This is a genomic window from Bradyrhizobium sp. MOS001 (genome assembly GCF_004634465.1).
Taxonomy (GTDB): Bacteria; Pseudomonadota; Alphaproteobacteria; order Rhizobiales; family Xanthobacteraceae; genus Bradyrhizobium; species Bradyrhizobium barranii.
The window spans coordinates 98,122-114,590 of the sequence record NZ_SPVJ01000005.1 but is presented as its reverse complement, the minus strand read 5'-3'; the positions used below and the strand labels follow the sequence as shown (position 1 = coordinate 114,590).

Below are 16,469 nucleotides of genomic sequence, written 5' to 3'. Positions count from 1 at the left end.
TAGATCAACTAAGCGTTCGCCAGTTCGCCGCACCCAAATGCTGCTCGAAACCGATACGAAGGGCCGCGTCTTGCTGCGCCCCCATCGAAGAGGCTGATCTAGCGGTATTGACCATTTAGTCGGAGAGTTTCATGAGGACCTTCAATCCTTTGGCGACGTTGGTACTTCTCGTCATGCAAACGGCCTCGATTCAGGCCGCGGATTTGAACGGAGCTTGGACAATCGACGCCTCGGCCTGTGGCCAAATGTTCTCCAAAGAGAACAACAGGATTGTCTTCAAGAAAGATGCTGATCTCCACGCGGGCGGTTTAATCGTCCAGGGAAGGCAAGTAACCGGCACATTTGAAAAATGCACCGTCAAATCGTTGCGCGATGACGGGCCGAATATGCGAATAATCGCCTCGTGCTCGGACGGCGTCTCGATTTCAGAGATGGCATTCGACCTGACGTTCTCCGGAGAGAATGAGATCACACTCAGCTCCAAGGAGCCGGTGCCAGTGCAAATGCCGTATGTGCGCTGCCCAATGTGATGTCGACCGCGACGGTTTGAAGGAACCTGGATGGATGATCCGGGTATCGCAACTGCGGCCGATGATGACATCGTGCCGCTGTTTTGCCCGACGTGTCAAACGGATTCGTAAAATCCGCAAGCGCCGCACCGTCCGTCAACCCGTTGATTCCGCTGGCGCCGGCTACTTTGGGTTGTTTTCGCGATTTTTGTTTGCGGTCGCAAAAACGACAGTTCAGAGCAGCGGACGATAAACGTCGCCGATCCGCGCCGCTTCGGCATCGAGGCTGAACTTCGCCAGCACCCGTGCCCGCCCCCGCGCGCCCATGGCGAGCGCGGCGTCCGGGTCGCGCATCAGCGGTTCGAGCGCGGCGGCCAACGCATCGGCGTCACCAGCCGGGATCAGCACACCTGTCGAGCCGTCCTCGACCACGAGCGCGGCCGCACCGGCGCGCGCGGCGACGAGCGCGCTGCCGGCCGCCATCGCCTCGATCAGCGTCAAACCAAAACCTTCGTTGCGCGAGGTGAAGGCGTAGATCGTCAGCCGCTGATACCAGCGCTGCACCGCTTCGATCGGCAGTTCACCGGTGATGACGATGCGCGACTGCAGGCCGGCGGCCTCGATCCGCTTCTTCAGATCGTTCGCAAAGGGAGTCTGCTCCGGCGTGACTTGGCCGACGATGATTGCGGTGAAATCCGGATAGCGCGGCAGCAGGCGACACATCGCGTCGACGAACACATCGGTGCCCTTCTGCGCGCGCACCCGGCCGAAGCAGCCGATCGCGTAGCGGCCCGGCAGCTCGGCTTCCGCAAACGCCGCGGCGCGATCGTCCGGCGGCGCGTAAACGTCGGTGTCGACGCCATGGGGGATCACCGTCGCCTTCACTTTCAGGAACGAGGCCGAGATGTCCGAAGTCGCGATGATCGCGTCCGTGCGCCGGATCAGCCAGCGCGTGATCCAGCTGTGATGCCGCTGTGCAGCCGACGTGAACACGAGTTTGAGCGGCCAGCCGAGCGCGCGCAGGAGCACGCCTGCGATCATCTCGTTGTTGCGCCGCGCATGCCAGATCAATGGTGCCTTGCGGCCCCATAGCTTGAGGAAATCGGCAGCGCTCAAGCGCGAAATCCCCTCCGGCCCATCCGAGCCGAACCACGCCGCGCGATAGAGCTTTGCCAGCCGCGGCGCCACCATCCGGTTGGTCGCGGTGACCCCGGAATAGCGTTTGTGCAGATTTGGCACGATCACTTCGAGATCGCCCGGGGAATTCGCCACGTCATGCTCCGTTACGGAAGCCCCCTATACGCAACATTAAGCATAGTGACCAGTTCAGGGCTGCCGAAACCCCCTCTTCACCGCGCAAACGTTAACTTGGCGCGTTGATCGAAGACGGGTGAGATCATGACTGTGCTAGTCACCGGCGGCGCCGGCTATATCGGAAGTCACACGGTCCTGGCGCTGGCGGAAGCCGGCGAGGACGTCGTCGTGATCGACGATCTCTCCACCGGTTTCTCGGCCTATCTGCCCGAGGGCGTGCCGCTGTTCATCGGCGACGCGGGCGACGAGAACCTGGTCGAGGGCGTGATCGCCCAGCACAACATCGAGAGCATCATCCATTTCGCGGGCTCCGTCGTCGTGCCGGAGTCGATGCGCGATCCGCTCGGCTACTACCGCAACAACTTCATGACCGCGCGCAATTTGCTCAACGTCGCGGTCAAGCGCGGCATCAGCCGTTTCATCTTCTCCTCGACCGCGGCCGTCTACGGCAATCCGGACCTGGTACCGGTGCCGGAGCACGCGCCGACGCGGCCGCTGTCGCCCTACGGCTCGTCGAAGCTGATGACCGAGATCATGCTGCACGACGTCGCCGCCGCCTACGGCATGCAATACGTGACCTTGCGCTATTTCAACGTTGCGGGTGCCGATCCGCAGGCGCGCATTGGGCTGGCCACCGTCGGCGCCACGCATCTGCTCAAGATCGCGGTCGAGGCCGCGACCGGCCAGCGCGCCAAGATCGACGTGTTCGGCACCGACTACCCGACCCAGGACGGCAGCTGCATCCGCGACTTCATCCACGTCTCGGACCTTTCGCAGGCGCACCGCTCGGCACTCGCTTACCTGCGCAATGGCGGCGCCTCGACGACGCTCAATTGCGGCTATGGCCGCGGCTATTCGGTGCTGGAGACGATCGACGCCGTGCGCCGGGTTTCGGGCCGCAGCTTCGCCGTGCAATACGCCCCACGCCGGCCTGGCGACATCATGACCATGGTTGCCGACACCAGCCGCATCCGCGGCCTGCTCGACTGGAAGCCGCAATACGACGACCTCGAGACCATCGCGGCCCACGCGCTGGCCTGGGAGGACAAGCTGTTCCGCGAGCGCCATGGCGAGCTCCGCCACGCCGTCTCGGCCTAGATTCCATCCCAGCGCAAGCCCTTAATTGGGCTTGAAAAGCGCGGCTTTAGCGGGCACAGAGGCCCTTCGATCCCTGACGCGCGGGCAGGCTTTTCCTTGCCCCGTCAATGGACACCGGATGGCCCAGTTTCCAAAGAAAATCACCGACGATCCCTATACGGCGGCAATCCTGATTCGCCGCCTGGTCACGGAACAGGGGATCATCTACTGGCGGCGTTACCTCGTCGCCTTCGCGCTGATGGCGCTTGCCGCCGGATCGACCGCGGGCGCGACCTACGTGCTCGGCCAGGTCATCAACCAGGCCTATGTCGACAAGAACATCCCGGGCATCGCGATGTTCTCGGGCATCACGGTGATCCTGCTGTTCATCAAGGGCGTGGCGACCTACGGCCACATGGTGATCCTGACCAAGATCTCCAACGCGATCCTCGCCACCAACCAGCGCCAGCTGTTCGCCAAGCTGATGCGCGAGAGCGTCGGCTTCTTCTCCGAACGGCATTCGTCTGAATTCCTGGCGCGGCTGACCGCCGGCGCCAAATCCATCACCGACGTGCTCAACATGCTGGTCAACGCCGTCGGGCGCGACTTGTTGATGCTGCTCGCCATGGTCGGCGTGATGGTGTGGCAAGACCCGGTGATGTCGTTCATCGGCCTCGTCGTGGTGCCGCCGGCGATGCTGGTGCTGCGCAAGCTGGTCAAGCGCATCAAGGGCCTCGCCTTCAACCAGTTCACCGGCACCGCAGACATCTTGGAGACGATGCAGGAATCGCTCCAGGGCATCCGCACGGTGAAGGCATTCACGCTCGAAGACACCATGCAGAAGCGCATCGACGAGAACATCGCGATCGTCGAGCGCAATGCCAACAAGATGGCCCGCGTCGCCAACCGTTCCAACCCGCTGATGGAGATGCTCGGGGGCTTCGCGGTCGCCGGCTGCCTGCTCTACGGCGGCTACAGCGTGGTCGCGCTCAACGCCACGCCCGGCGCGTTCTTCTCCTTTATGACCGCGTTCCTGATGGCGACCGAGCCGGCCAAGCGGCTGGCGCGGCTCAACATCGATCTCAACAGCCAACTCGTCGGCGCGCGCATGCTGCTCGAGGTCGTCGACAGCCCGGCGAGCGAGCATTCCGACGACGACAAGCCGGCGCTGAAGCTGTCCGAAGCGAAGATCGAGCTGCGCGACGTCAGCTTCTCCTACCGGACTGGCGAGACCGTCCTCAACCGCATGTCCTTCGTTGCCGAGCCCGGCAAGGTCACCGCGCTGGTCGGCCCCTCCGGCGGCGGCAAGTCGACCGTGCTGGGGCTGCTGCTGCGTTTCTACGAGGTGGCGCAAGGCGACATCGTGATCGACTGCCAGTCGATCGCCGCGGTCTCGCGCAAATCGCTGCGCGCGCAGACCGCCTATGTCGGCCAGGACGTCTATCTGTTCCGCGACACCATCCGCAGCAACATCGCCTTCGGCAAGCCCGGCGCGAGCGAAGAGCAAATCGTTGATGCTGCGAAAGCCGCCTGCGCGCATGATTTCATCATGAGCTTCCCGCTCGGCTACGACACGCCGGTCGGCGAGCACGGCACGCAGCTTTCCGGTGGCCAGCGCCAGCGCATCGCGGTGGCGCGCGCGCTGATCAAGAACGCGCCGATTATCCTGCTCGATGAAGCCACCGCCGCGCTCGATTCCGAGTCCGAGCGGCAGGTACAGGAGGCGATCGAGCATCTCTGCCAGAACCGCACCACCATCGTGATCGCGCACCGCCTGCACACCATCATGCACGCCGACGCGATCCTGGTGGTCGAGGGCGGCGAGATCGTCGAGCAGGGCCGGCATGACGAGCTGCTCCGCCGCTCGGGTCGCTACGCCTCGTTCTTCCGCCTGCAGCATCACTCCGCCGGCGCTCTGGCGCCGATCAGCGCAACCGCATAGAGTTTCCTTCACCCCACCAAGAGCAGCGAGACCGCTCCATGAACGCCGCCTCCTACGTCATTCCGCTTCCGCCCCAGGCTTCGCTTCCCGTCGTCGGAGAGAGCGGCCGCTACCCGGTGCGCCGCATCTGGTGCGTCGGCCGCAACTATCTCGAGCACATCCGCGAGATGGGTAACGACGAGCGCGCGCCGCCGTTCTTCTTCGCAAAGCATGCCGACATGCTGGTGCCCGACGGCGCCACCATTCCCTATCCGCCGCTGACCAAGGATTTGCATCACGAGGTCGAGCTGATCGTCGCGATGAAGAGCGGCGGCCTCAACATCCCCGCCGACAAGGCGCTCGACCATGTCTACGGCTATGCCGTCGGCATCGACTTGACCCGCCGCGACCTCCAGATCGCCTCGCGCAAGAAGGAGCGCCCGTGGGAGATCGGCAAGTCGTTCGACGGCTCGGCGCCCTGCTCCGCAGTGCAGCCGGCCTCGAAGATCGGCCATCCCGCCAAGGGCAAGATCTGGCTGACCGTCAACGGCAAGGAAGCCCAGAAGGGCGATCTCACCGAGCTGATCTGGAACGTGCCCGAGATCATCTGGCAGCTCTCGCAGCAGGTGAAGCTCGCCGCCGGCGACATCATCATGACGGGCACGCCGGCCGGCGTGTCGCAGCTCCAGCCGGGCGACAAACTTGAATGCGGCGTCGACGGCGTCGGCACGCTGAAGGTGAGCATCGGCCAGCCGGAATAGGCTGAACGACATCTGGAAATCGAAAGGCCCCGGACATGTCCGGGGCCTTTTGCATTTCTACCAGGCCTTCACCGGCCGATTGGCGTGGCTCGCCTGCGGCACACCGCGATTGAGCGACATGTGGGAATGCACGCACAGCCAGCCATCGCCATTTTTTGAAAACACCATCGTCGCGCGGCCGGGGCGCGGAAACGCGCTGCCATCGGGATGGTAGCCCGTGCTCGTCCACGGCGCGACCACCGTCGCCATCGTGCCGTCGGGGGATGCCAGGATCGAGGTTTGGTCAAGGACGAAGCGGAAGTCGGACGTCTTCGGCCAGACATTGTCCCATTGCGTCGCGACCCATTGATCGAGGCCCGGGATGACATCATTATGCGTGCCGAAGGCCAGCACGTCCGGATGAAAGAGCGGCCGCGCCGAAGCGTAATCGACCTCGCGGACATAGCCAGCGAAGGCTTCCAGCCACGCACGAAAGAATTGCACGATCTCGGTGTTCGCAACTGGCAACGGGGCCATTGCCTGCTCCATGTTTGGCCGCTAAATCGCGGCGACCTTGTTGCCATGGACTGAAGTGTGCGGCAAGATTCGCGGTCGAGGCCGAAGGGTCCGCCGCAGAGACTGCATCAGAAAACGAGAGGATATCTCGGATGTCGAACACGATCACGGAGCTCGAAGGGCTGATGATGCAGCGCTCGCTCACCGACCCGCAGCTTGTGGCCGCAGCAGAGAAAGCGGCGGACTTCCGCATCCTGCCGGACGCAACCGTCATCAAGATCGGCGGCCAGAGCATGATCGATCGCGGCCGGGCCGCGGTCTATCCGGTCGTCGAGGAGATCGTCGCCGCTCGCAAAGCCCACAAGCTCCTGATCGGAACCGGCGCCGGCACCCGTGCGCGGCATCTGTATTCGATCGCAGCCGGACTTCGCCTGCCGGCCGGCGTGCTGTCGCAGCTCGGCGCTTCCGTTGCCGATCAAAATGCCGCGATGCTCGGACAGCTGCTTGCCAAGCACGGCATCTCCGCCGTCGCCAGCGCCGGGCTGTCGTCCGTGCCGCTGTTCCTCGCCGAAGTGAACGCGGTGATCTTCAGCGGCATGCCGCCCTATAGCCTGTGGATGCGGCCCGCGGCCGAGGGCGTGATCCCGCCCTATCGCACCGATGCCGGATGCTTCCTCGTCGCCGAGCAGTTCGGCTGCAAGGCGATGATCTATGTGAAGGACGAGAACGGCCTCTACACCGCGAACCCGAAGACGTCGAAGAACGCCACCTTCATCCCGAAGATCTCTGTCGCGGAGATGAAAGCCAAGGGCCTGCAGGACTCCATTCTCGAGTTCCCGGTGCTCGATCTCCTCACCTCGGCGCGCCATGTCCGGCAGGTGCAGATCATCAACGGCCTCGTCCCTGGCAATCTCACCCGCGCGCTTGCGGGCGAGCATGTCGGCACCATCATCACCGCGAGCTGAAGAGAGCACCGTCATGGCTGATACCAACCAGATCAAGCACGTCGCTTCGCCGCTCGCGCGCCAGACCCTGCTCGACAGCGATCTCACCCGCCCCGTTGCCGGCAACCGCCCGATCAAGCTGCTGCCCTGGCTGCAGGTCATCAAGATCGGCGGCCGCATCATGGATCGTGGACATGAAGCGATCCTGCCGCTCGTCGACGAGCTGCGCGCGCTGCTGCCGGAGCATCGGCTGCTCATCCTGACCGGCGCCGGCATCCGCGCCCGCCATCTCTACAGCGTCGGCCTCGACCTCGGCCTGCCGGTCGGATCGCTCGCGCCGCTCGCCGCCAGCGAGGCCGGCCAGAACGGCCACATCCTGGCGAGCCTGCTCGCGCCGGAAGGTGTCTCCTATGTCGAGCATCCGACCATTGCGAGTCAGCTCGCGATCCACCTCACCGCCGCGCGGGCAGTCGTCGGCAGCGCCTTCCCACCTTACCACCATCATGAATTCCCGACCTCGCGCATCCCGCTGCATCGGGCCGACACCGGCGCCTTCCTGCTCGCCGACGCGCTGGGAGCCGCGGGCCTCACGATCGTGGAGGACGTTGACGGCGTCCACACCACTGATCCCAACGGCGTCGACGGCAAGAAGGCGGAGCTGCTGAAGGAGACGAGCTTTGCCGAGCTTGCGAAACTCAAGGGCACGCTGCCGTTTGATCCGGCACTGCTGGAGGTGATGGCCAACGCGCGGCACATCGCGCACGTGCAGATCGTGAACGGCCTCGTGCCGGGCCGCATCGCGGCGGCGCTGCGCGGCCAACATGTGGGGTCAATCATCCACACGGGTGCCCGGCCGGCGTGACGTCCCGGCCAGGTCCACACGATCTATATCTGTGGCGTTCGGTGAAATACGCCGAAACCAATAGAACCCATTGCAACAAGCGCTCTTCGATCACCCTGATCCGGGTTATTTCGACGCGCTTCTCCAAATCCAGAGCCCGGCTGTCGATCCGATAGAATTCTTTGCGGGTCGACCGAAACTCGGGATCGAGGTTCCATCTGCTCTTGGTGAGCGGACCCGGCACACAATACGGGTCGGTCGCACTCGAAGGCCTCACGCAATCGTTTAGAGCTGGAATATCACCATTTAATTTCGCTTTAATATTAATTTAAAATATATTATTGTCCAATTAACATAATTTTAATGATTTGCTGCGGCGCCGCGTAAGCCTAACGGCGGACTCATTCCGATCAAGTGTGATCCGATTTAGTTATTTTGAGGCGGTCGAATGCGTTTGGAAAAATGGTTGACTGCTTGTCTGATGGTTTCAGTCGTCGTTGCGGCAACACAGTTCGGTGTGTTCGACCGATTCAGCGAACACGAGGCTTCAAAATCGACCGACAATTTAAAGCCAGTCGCCTCGCAAAGGCCCATTCAGCGCGAGACGACTGCGGTCTTCGCGCAGGACACCGGAGCCTCGGCACAGGCATTGTCGGCGGGCATAATACAGGGCCGCCAAGTGCTCGAAGAGCAAGCCTCGGACATCGACGCACAGGGAGGCAAGTTGACGACGCCGCCCGCTGAATTACGGCGATCTCTGGACCAAGAGCGAGAAATCTCCGCCGCACTGACGATTGAACTTACCAAACTGCGCAGCCACTTAGAAACGACATTGGCCCTGTCGAGCAAGTCCCAAGACGATGCGGCACGGCAAAGAAAGGCAGCGGAAGATACAGCGGAAGTTCTCCGGCAGTCCTTACAACAAGAACAGGCCAAGACGGACGAGGCGGCCGCGCGGCAGAGACAGGCGGCGGAACGCGAGGTCGCGGAACTGAGGAAATCTCTGCAGCAGGAGCAGGAAAAGGCCGCCGCCCTCGTTAAGATGAACAACGACGTGAAGGCAGCAACGGCCAGCGACCAGCAACAGGGTCGCGCGCTCGAAGAAGCAAAAGTTCGCGTCGCGTCACTCGCGAGCGAACTTGCCGCAGCGGGCAAGGCCGCCGCGCAGCAGAAACAGGCGGCGGAACACGAGATCGCGGAACTGCGGCAATCCCTGCAGCAGGAGCAGGAAAAGTCTGCCGTCCTCGTCAAGGTGAACAACGAGGTGAAGGCTGCGACGGCCAGCGCTCAGCAACAGAGCCGCGCGCTTGAAGAGGCACAAGCTCGCGTCGCGTCGCTCGCGAGCGAACTTGCTGCAGCGGGCAAGGCCGACGAAACCGCCGCGCAGCAGAAGCAGGCGGCGGAACACGAGATCGCGGAATTGCGGCAATCTCTGCAGCAGGAGCAGGAAAAGTCGGCTGCCCTCGTTAAGGTGAACAACGAGGTGGAGGCTGCGACGGCCAGTGCCCAGCAACAGAGTCGCGCGCTTGAGGAGGCAAAGGCCCGTACAGCATCGTTTGCGAGCGAACTTGCCGCTGCACGCAAGGCCGACGAGGCCGCCGCGCAGCAGAAACAGGCCGCGGAACGCGAGATCGCGGAACTGAGGAAATCTCTGCAGCAAGAGCAGGAAAAGTCTGCCGCCCTCGTTAAGATGAACAACGAGGTGAAGGCTGCGACGGCCAGCGCTCAACAACAGGATCGCGCGCTTGAGGAGGCAAAGGCCCGTACAGCATCGCTTGCGAGCGAACTTGCCGCTACGCGCAAGGCCGACGAGGCCGCCGCGCAGCAGAAACAGGCGGCGGAACGCGAGATCGCAGAATTGCGACAATCTCTGCAGCAGGAGCAGGAAAAGTCTGCCGCCCTCATTAAAGTAAACAACGAGGCGAAGGCTGCAACGGCCGGCGCTCAGCAACAGGGTCGCGCGCTTGAAGAGGCACAAGCTCGCGTCGCGTCGCTCGCAAGCGAACTTGCCGCTACGCGCAACCCCCAAGAGGAGGCGGCGCACCAGAAACAGGCCGCGGGGCGCGAAATACTTTTGCAGCAGGGGCCGAGCAGGATGGATGGCATGGCGCGTGCCCCCGCATCTGCGCAACGCCCCATTGGCGAGCCCGTGACAGCGAAGCGCGCAATTGAAGTCCCGATCGTGCCGATGACACCGACCGCGGCAGCGGCAGCGGAACGGCCGGTAACCGCAGACCAGGACAAGGCAGAAGCGGCCCGACTAATCGCACGCGCGAGTGCTTTGCTCGGCCAGGGCAATATCGGGGCGGCGAGGATCGTGCTTGAGCGTGCCGCGGAGAACGACAATGCGCGGGCACGTTTTATGCTCGCGGAGACGTATGATCCCGTCGTTTTATCGGCCTGGGGCACCTATGGAACGCGGGGCGAAGCGGCTAAGGCGCGAGAGCTCTACGCGAAAGCACAGAGCGGCGGTATTCGCGAGGCCAAGGATCGGCTCGAAGCGTTGGGTCGTTGAAAGACCTGCGTTCACCCGCTGTGAGCGCTGAAGAGGCCTGCAACTGGCAATCAAGAAGGGGCTGACATGAAAACGCTACCAAGGCCATGCTTGTTGCTGCTGCTCGCCGCGCTAGTCTTGGCGACCATGGCGGTTTCGCCATCCGGTCTGGGAGCACAGACAGCGCGCCCCACCAAGGGTAATGGACCAGCTGCTCGAGGGCCCCTACCCCAGCCCCAGCAGACCGAAAAAGATCGAATGAACGCCTGGACTGTTGGATTGGCTGGCGGCTTGCTGGAGGGAGCGCCAATTCGCCTTGCCGCGGAAATGGCCCGCGTCGTCGATGACGGAGCGAATCTGCATTTGATACCAATCGTCACCCGAGGAGCCACGGAAAATCTGAACTCACTGCTTTATCTGCGCGGCGTCGATACGGCGATTATCAATTCCGATGCGCTCGAAGAGTATAAGATTCAAGTGCCGGGGATCCGAAGCCACATAACGTACCTTCTCAATCTCTTCCCGTCCGAGCTGCATATTTTCGTAAGACCGGAGATTACAAACCTGCAGGATCTCGCCGGAAAAATAGTGAACTTCAACACACAGGGCACCGCAGCCGCCTATTCGGGGCCGCTGATCTTCAGCCGCCTTGGCATCCAGGTCGAGCAGACGTTCATTCCGCATCAGGTCGCGCTGGAACAACTGCGTAAAGGCGAAACGGCGGCCGTGGTGTTCATCACGTCAAAACCTGTCGACGCTTTCGTGCGCGGCCGCTGGGACGCGGGATTTAAATTTCTCCCGGTCAACTACGACAGCAGATTTGAGGACTACTACCTGCCTGCGACGTTGGAGGCAAATGAATATCCCAACCTCATCAAGCAGGGCGAGCGGGTGTCAACCATCGCGGTGCCAACCGCGCTTGTCTCATTCAATTGGACACCGCAGTCGAACCGTTATCAACGCGTTGCGCGCCTGGTCGACTACCTGTTTTCCAGGATAGATCGCCTGCAGGCGCCAGGCTTTGACCAGAAATGGAAGTCCATCAATCTCGCAGCGACCGTTCCCGGACTAACCCGCTTCCAACCCGCGCAAGAATGGTTGGATCGCAAGGCGCGCAGCGCACAGGCGCCACCATGAAGTCCGCGGTATTTCCTCTAGCCGTTACGCTCAATTTCGCCTGCGGCATCGCCTATGCGCAGAGTGCGAACGATCCGATGGACAATCTTCGGACTTGTTCAATGGTGGAAGAACCCGCCCGACTGAAATGCCTAGAGATTCAATCACGGAAAATTGCCTCGCCTGCCAAGTCGGGACCTTACGACAACTGGCTGCTCAGCGAGACCACGTCCCCCGTTGACTATTCGCCGATCGTAACTGCCACCACACGCTCGCGCGGCGACGCGGATGACGCCGCAATGCAGCTCGTTATCCATTGCCGCCGAGGCCGCTCTGAACTCGTGCTCACGGGAGCAACGATGCCGCGCAGCGCCGAAGCATACGCCATCTCCTATCGCGTCAATGCGGATCCGCCGGTGCAGCTTGCCGCCGCCGCGTCGCCATTGGGGTACGGCGCCGTCTTCCGGGGCGACGTCGTCGGCTTACTGCAATCGTTACCTGAGGAGGGCAGCATCGTTGTCCGTCTTTCCACTCGCGCCGGCTCGACTCGGGAGGGGCATTTTCTGCTCGACGGATTAAAGGTCGTGCGAGAAAAACTCGCGACGGCGTGCAAGTGGCCACATCCCGTCAGCAGCCCAAGGCACTGATAGTCATGGAATGAAGGAAAAACAATATGATCAGAATTGGACGTTTGGCGACAGCAACCATCGCAGGTTTGGTTATGGCGCTCGTGATCGCACCGACCGCGCAAGCGAAGATGGACGATCAGGCGAGCGCACAATCGAATAAGCCGAGCCAGGTTAGCAAGAGGCAATATAAATATAACAGGCAGAATCAGGCAATCGAGCACCGAGACCCGGCAACAAAGCCGGCGGAGCCCGCCGGGAAGCCGCATCGACTGATCTTGCAGGTCAATTCCAACGACCCTGCGACGATGAATCTCGCACTTAACAATGCAACAAACGTCACGCAATATTATCGCGATCTCGGTGAAAGAGTGGAGATCGAAGTCGTCGCATTTGGCCCCGGGCTTCACATGTTGCGCGATGACACCTCCCCCGTAAAGGCGCGCATCGAGGTACTCGCGTTGAGCAATCCGGAAATCTCCTTCAAGGCCTGCGGTAACACTCAAGACAATATGCGTAAGTCCGAGAACAAAGATATCAACCTAATTTCCCAGGCAACGATCGTGAAATCCGGTGTCATCCGCGTCATGGAACGGCAGGAGCAGGGTTGGAGCTACGTCAAACCGTGAGATGCGGACCGGAACCTGCATTACGCGTGAGTGAGAAGAACACCTGGGTGGGTCGCTTCTTCCGGTCTTCGCGTGATGTGGGGCATCGAGTTGATGCCTGGCTTTTTTGTCGCGTTCCGGAGCTCAGCTCCGGGGCTTTTCATCGCGGCGCGACGATCACCGCAACGCCGACATCACGATCAGGCCCAGGACCAACGCGGTCAGCGAATATTTCAGCGTGTAGTAGACGTTGCGGTTCCACTCCTTGACCTTGCGGCTGCCAAGGTGGATCTCGTAGAGCTTGCCGAAGACCTTGTTGAGCACGCCGACACTCTCGCCATCCACGTTCTGGGTCGCCGATGCCTTGACGATGTGATGGCTGACCCACCGGTTGATCGCGGTCATGAAGCCGTACTTCATCGGGCGCTCGACGTCGCAGAATAGGATGATGCGGTTGACGTCGGTCGCATTCTCGGCGCTGTGGATGAAGGTCTCGTCGAACATGAAAGCCTCGCCGTCGCGCCAGACGCATTCGACGCCGTCGACCAGGATGCGGCACTTGTTCGAGTTCGGCGTGACGAGCCCAAGGTGGTAGCGCAGCGAGCCCGCGAAGGGATCGCGGTGCGCCCCGAGCTTGCCGCCCGGCGGCAGCATCGCAAACATCGCGCCGTGCACGCTCGGGATCGCGTTGAGCAACTCCACCGTCTTCGGGCACAACGTGCGCGCCGATGGCAGGAAGTCGTCGTACCATTTCAGGTAAAACCGCTTCCAGCCGCTCTTGAAGAACGAGTAGAAGCCCCAGTCGTTGTTCTTCGCCGCTGCGCGAATGAAACCTTCGTCGAACAGGCGTACCGCCTCGTCGCGAATGGTCTCCCAATTCTCGCTGAGCGGCTTCAGCTCGGGAAACTGCTCGACCGGGATCACCGGCTTGTTCGGCACGGCCGAGCCCGCATACATCAGCACATTGTAGGGCGCGAGATAGGTCGAGTGATCGCCGAGCTGGCGCGCGAAGCGCAGTCGCTGCTTGCCGCGGAAGTGAACGTAGATCGTCGATGCCGCAAGCACATAGAGAACGACAAGTTGCGGCGCAAAAAGCTGTTTCAGCATTTCCCCAAATCCCGAGTGACCCAGCCGGGAACGTGATCTACTCCGACCCGGCCCGAGCTGCAAGATATTGGCGTGCATCCTGAGGCTGTTCCGCGGGTTGTGATTGGGACGTCCCCAGCCGTGCTGCGCACAATTTGGCTGACGCGCCACCAATCCCCGCGTTGCGGTCGGTCAGCGGCATGCTATCCTGGTTCCAGGGTTGGAAAGTCAGGGTGCGTCTTGGGGATATGGCGCTCGTTGGCGGACTCCGCGCTCGCGTTGTTTCTGCTTGGAATATCCGCATCCCTAAACGGCCAAGGCACTTCGCCGCAACGCGGCCAGTGGCTGCGGGTCGGGCAGACATTTGCCTGCGAGGTCGAAGCCGGTAAGCGCATCACCCCGCCCGATCCGGACATACTCAGCTTTGCATGCCAGCGCATGGGCGCGCTTGGGGCCGGCATCTCGGAGGCCTCACTCCGACCGGGGCAAAGTAGGTTCGATTGGGCGCGTGCCGGTCACACCCGCGACAGCGCCTGGAGCCCCTTGAAGGTGAGGCGCTTGGGGTCGGTGACACCGGCGAGATAGAGCCGGCGGATGAAGGCGATGACGGCGTCGCGGTCGCAATCGGTCAGCGCGACGACGGCGTCGACCGCAATCTTCTGGGCTTCCATTGGGCTCACCTCGGCCTTGCGAGTAACCCCGGCCCAGACAGGCTAGGACTCATCCGTTAAATCGGCGTTAACCGTTCTGGAAACATCGCCGCTTCAGCCCGGCGGCCGTATACGCAAAACAACTCATTGGCAGTCGCTGTGCGGCCGCAATGTCTAGCGTGCACCGAGGCTCTTCTTGAGCTGCGCAAAGTGCTTCTTCAGCCGGGGCACGGCGAAGTCGGTGAAGGCCCGTACCTTGGGCACCGCGAGCCGGCCCTGCGGGCAGATCAAATGCGCGGGCATCTCCGGATCCTCATCGCCGGCCAGCACGATCTCGAGCTCGCCGCGCCCGACCTGCTCGGCCACCTGATACGAATACATCCGCGCCACGCCGCGCCCGGCGACCGCTGACGCCACCGCCGCATAGGTGCTGTTGACGACGAGCCGCGGCGTGAACTGGACTGTCCTGGCTGCCGATGAGCCGGCCGGTGGCGCAAAGGTCCAGGAATTGGGCAGGTGCGCCATCGCCACGATCTGGTGCTTAGCGAGATCGCCGGGTTCAGCGATGCGCGGGTGCTGCTTCAGATAGCGCGGCGCTGCGACGACGACGCGGCTGATCTCGCCGACCCGCATCGCCACCATCGCCGAATCCGCGAGAGGTCCGATGCGAAGCGCGATGTCGACGCCCTCCTCGATCAGATTGACCGAACGATCGAACAGCAGGAGCTTTGCCGACACCGTCGGATAGGCATCGAGAAATGCGTCGAGGATCGGCCGCAGCACCATCTCGCCCGACACCACGGGGGCAGTTATCGTGACCAGGCCGCGGGGCGCCGTGCGCGGTCCGGCCACGATGTCGTCGGCCTCCTCCAGCTCGGTGAGCACGCGACGGCAGATCGCAACATAGCGCTCGCCCTCCTCGCTCAGCTTGATCGATCGCGTCGTCCGGTGCAGCAGCTCGGCGCCGACCCGCTCCTCGAGGAAGGCGATGGCGCGGCTGACCGCCGCCGGCGAGCGGCCGAGCTTGCGCCCTGCAGCGGCCAAGCTGCCCTCGTCCACCGCAAGGACGAACACCTTCATCGCATCCAGACGATCCATGCCTACCCGTCGCCCCATCAAATTCCAGTGACAAGCTAAGCGTTCGCCCCCGCCGCGACAACCGCCGCCAAAGGCCGGTCCGGCATTCGTTCGCGCCACGTAACAGTGTCTGCCGGACAACGTGTATTCGCAGCCGGGCCGCCGCGGCGTACCTCATCACGCAAGCCAGCCGCTGCTGGCGCAGGTTCTGAAAGCCAACAACAGGAGTCCGTCATGGGTATCGAGCAGAAGGTCGCCATCATCACCGGTGCATCGCAGGGTATCGGCGCCGCCCTGGTCCAGGGCTTTCGCGATCGCAACTATCGCGTCGTCGCAACGGCGCGCTCCATCAAGCCGTCGGGAGACGATGACATCCTCGCCGTTCCCGGCGACATCGCGGACCGCGCCACCGCCGAACGCGTGGTCTCGCAGGCAGTCGCGCGCTTTGGCCGGGTCGACACGCTGGTCAACAATGCCGGCATCTTCGTCGCAAAGCCGTTCACGCAGTACACGGCCGAGGACTATGCGGCGGTGATGGGCACCAACGTCGCGGGCTTCTTCCACATCACGCAGCTCGCCATTGCGGAGATGGAGCAGCAGGGTTCGGGTCACGTCGTTCAGATCACGACCACGCTGGCCGATCAGGCCAATTCGAACGTGCCGTCGGTGCTGGCCTCGCTGAGCAAGGGCGGACTGAATGCAGCGACCAAGTCGCTTGCGATCGAATACGCCAAGCGTGGCATCCGCGTGAACGCGGTCGCGCCCGGCATCATCAAGTCGCCGATGCATACCGTTGCGACGCATGCCCAGCTCGGCGCGCTGCATCCGGTCGGCCACATGGGCGAGATGTCCGACATCGTTGGCGCCGTGCTCTATCTCGAGAGTGCCTCCTTCGTCACCGGCGAGATCCTGCACGTCGACGGCGGCCAGAGCGCCGGCCACTGAGCGCG

General features: G+C 62.6%; 16 protein-coding genes. 11 read left to right on the top strand and 5 right to left on the bottom strand.

The window, feature by feature from the left end:
- Positions 1-131 precede the first annotated feature (131 nt).
- Positions 132-530 (top strand): hypothetical protein, encoded by a 399-nt coding sequence (locus CT676_RS09920; RefSeq protein WP_135214515.1) that lies wholly within the window; start codon positions 132-134, stop codon positions 528-530.
- 213 nt (positions 531-743) lie between these two features.
- Here CT676_RS09920 and CT676_RS09915 read toward each other — a convergent pair whose 3' ends face one another.
- Positions 744-1,781 carry a glycosyltransferase family 4 protein gene (locus tag CT676_RS09915; protein ID WP_135214514.1) on the bottom strand — a complete coding sequence of 346 codons (1,038 nt, stop codon included), beginning with the start codon at positions 1,779-1,781 and terminating at the stop codon, positions 744-746.
- A 126-nt stretch (positions 1,782-1,907) separates the two neighbouring features.
- Here CT676_RS09915 and galE point away from each other — a divergent pair, with 126 nt between their 5' ends.
- The 3 genes from galE (at position 1,908) to CT676_RS09900 (ending at position 5,582) form a co-directional block, all read left to right on the top strand.
- Positions 1,908-2,921, top strand: a complete 1,014-nt coding sequence (galE, locus tag CT676_RS09910) for a UDP-glucose 4-epimerase GalE (RefSeq protein ID WP_028153516.1) — start codon at positions 1,908-1,910, stop codon at positions 2,919-2,921.
- A gap of 118 nt (positions 2,922-3,039) precedes the next feature.
- Positions 3,040-4,842, top strand: a complete 1,803-nt coding sequence (locus CT676_RS09905) for an ABC transporter ATP-binding protein (protein WP_135214513.1) — start codon at positions 3,040-3,042, stop codon at positions 4,840-4,842.
- A 38-nt stretch (positions 4,843-4,880) separates the two neighbouring features.
- Positions 4,881-5,582: a fumarylacetoacetate hydrolase family protein gene (locus CT676_RS09900; protein ID WP_071912070.1), complete on the top strand. Its 702-nt coding sequence runs from the start codon at positions 4,881-4,883 to the stop codon at positions 5,580-5,582.
- Positions 5,583-5,639: 57 nt separating this feature from the next.
- Here the strand turns inward: CT676_RS09900 and CT676_RS09895 are convergent, their stop codons facing one another.
- Positions 5,640-6,098, bottom strand: a complete 459-nt coding sequence (locus tag CT676_RS09895; RefSeq protein WP_135214512.1) for a nuclear transport factor 2 family protein — start codon at positions 6,096-6,098, stop codon at positions 5,640-5,642.
- Between the two features lie 131 nt (positions 6,099-6,229).
- Here CT676_RS09895 and CT676_RS09890 point away from each other — a divergent pair, with 131 nt between their 5' ends.
- The 6 genes from CT676_RS09890 (at position 6,230) to CT676_RS09865 (ending at position 12,727) form a co-directional block, all read left to right on the top strand.
- Positions 6,230-7,042 carry a uridine kinase gene (locus CT676_RS09890; RefSeq protein ID WP_135214511.1) on the top strand — a complete coding sequence of 271 codons (813 nt, stop codon included), beginning with the start codon at positions 6,230-6,232 and terminating at the stop codon, positions 7,040-7,042.
- Between the two features lie 13 nt (positions 7,043-7,055).
- Complete coding sequence (locus tag CT676_RS09885; RefSeq protein ID WP_135214510.1) at positions 7,056-7,883, top strand: molybdenum storage protein subunit alpha; 828 nt, start codon at positions 7,056-7,058, stop codon at positions 7,881-7,883.
- Positions 7,884-8,310: 427 nt separating this feature from the next.
- Entirely contained in the window at positions 8,311-10,377 is a 2,067-nt protein-coding gene (locus CT676_RS09880; protein ID WP_135214509.1) for a hypothetical protein, read from the top strand.
- Between the two features lie 93 nt (positions 10,378-10,470).
- Positions 10,471-11,493, top strand: coding sequence for a TAXI family TRAP transporter solute-binding subunit (locus CT676_RS09875; protein WP_244623145.1), 1,023 nt, complete (start codon positions 10,471-10,473; stop codon positions 11,491-11,493).
- On the top strand, positions 11,490-12,119 hold the full coding sequence (locus CT676_RS09870) for a hypothetical protein (protein WP_135214508.1): 630 nt from the start codon (positions 11,490-11,492) through the stop codon (positions 12,117-12,119). Before CT676_RS09875 ends, CT676_RS09870 begins: the two co-directional genes overlap by 4 nt.
- 26 nt (positions 12,120-12,145) lie before the next feature.
- Positions 12,146-12,727, top strand: coding sequence for a DsrE family protein (locus CT676_RS09865; RefSeq protein ID WP_135214507.1), 582 nt, complete (start codon positions 12,146-12,148; stop codon positions 12,725-12,727).
- 156 nt (positions 12,728-12,883) lie between these two features.
- On the opposite strand, the gene CT676_RS09860 is transcribed toward CT676_RS09865, so the two are convergent.
- From CT676_RS09860 to CT676_RS09850, 3 genes are all read right to left on the bottom strand, one after another.
- Positions 12,884-13,813 (bottom strand): aspartyl/asparaginyl beta-hydroxylase domain-containing protein, encoded by a 930-nt coding sequence (locus CT676_RS09860; protein WP_135214506.1) that lies wholly within the window; start codon positions 13,811-13,813, stop codon positions 12,884-12,886.
- Between the two features lie 494 nt (positions 13,814-14,307).
- The gene (locus tag CT676_RS43940) at positions 14,308-14,463 is read right to left on the bottom strand and encodes a hypothetical protein (RefSeq protein ID WP_167768006.1); all 156 of its coding nucleotides are present in this window, start codon (positions 14,461-14,463) and stop codon (positions 14,308-14,310) included.
- A gap of 153 nt (positions 14,464-14,616) precedes the next feature.
- Positions 14,617-15,540 carry a LysR family transcriptional regulator gene (locus tag CT676_RS09850; protein ID WP_135214505.1) on the bottom strand — a complete coding sequence of 308 codons (924 nt, stop codon included), beginning with the start codon at positions 15,538-15,540 and terminating at the stop codon, positions 14,617-14,619.
- Between the two features lie 213 nt (positions 15,541-15,753).
- Between CT676_RS09850 and CT676_RS09845 the strand changes: the two genes are divergently transcribed.
- The gene (locus tag CT676_RS09845) at positions 15,754-16,464 is read left to right on the top strand and encodes an SDR family oxidoreductase (protein WP_135214504.1); all 711 of its coding nucleotides are present in this window, start codon (positions 15,754-15,756) and stop codon (positions 16,462-16,464) included.
- Positions 16,465-16,469: the final 5 nt, after the last annotated feature.